Source organism: Microbacterium sp. P26, from assembly GCF_023712585.1.
GTDB classification, from domain to species: Bacteria; Actinomycetota; Actinomycetes; order Actinomycetales; family Microbacteriaceae; genus Microbacterium; species Microbacterium algihabitans_A.
The window spans coordinates 1-468 of the sequence record NZ_JAMAXZ010000022.1 but is presented as its reverse complement, the minus strand read 5'-3'; the positions used below and the strand labels follow the sequence as shown (position 1 = coordinate 468).

The 468-nt window shown below is 66.2% G+C and carries 1 protein-coding gene; it reads right to left on the bottom strand.

Going from position 1 to position 468, the window contains the following annotated elements:
- The coding region (locus tag M3667_RS17175) for an ABC transporter permease (RefSeq protein ID WP_368859165.1) at positions 1 to 468 on the bottom strand (468 nt) is incomplete at both ends.

Here is a 468-nt window from a genome sequence, read left to right as displayed (position 1 = left end):
GTGCGCTCGGTAACCAGCCAGGCCGCCAGCCACAGCGCCAGCACGATCGCTACCGGCGTGGGGATCCCACCAAGGTTGCCCACCGCCAGGTCGTGATACTCCGGGGCCATCCGCCGATAGGCTATCGCGCCGCCGCCGTCGGTATAGATGCGCTCGGCGCTGCTGGCGATAAACCAGGTGCCGAGCGTGGCGAGGAAGGGGCGGATCCGGCAGATGAGGATCAGAAAGGCATTGAGCAGGCCAATCAGCACGCCGCCGAGCAGAGCGCAGCCCACCGCGGCCTGCCACGGCAGATGCCAGGTTTTCAGGGCGACGAGGGCGAAGGCGGCGCCGAAATCGAGCGCGACGCCCACCGACAGATCAATCGCCCCGGCGCTGACGATCAGGGTCATCGCCATCGCCACAATCAGCAGGATCGCGCTGCCCTGCAGCAGGTTGGCCCAGTTATCCACGGTTAAAAATACCGGA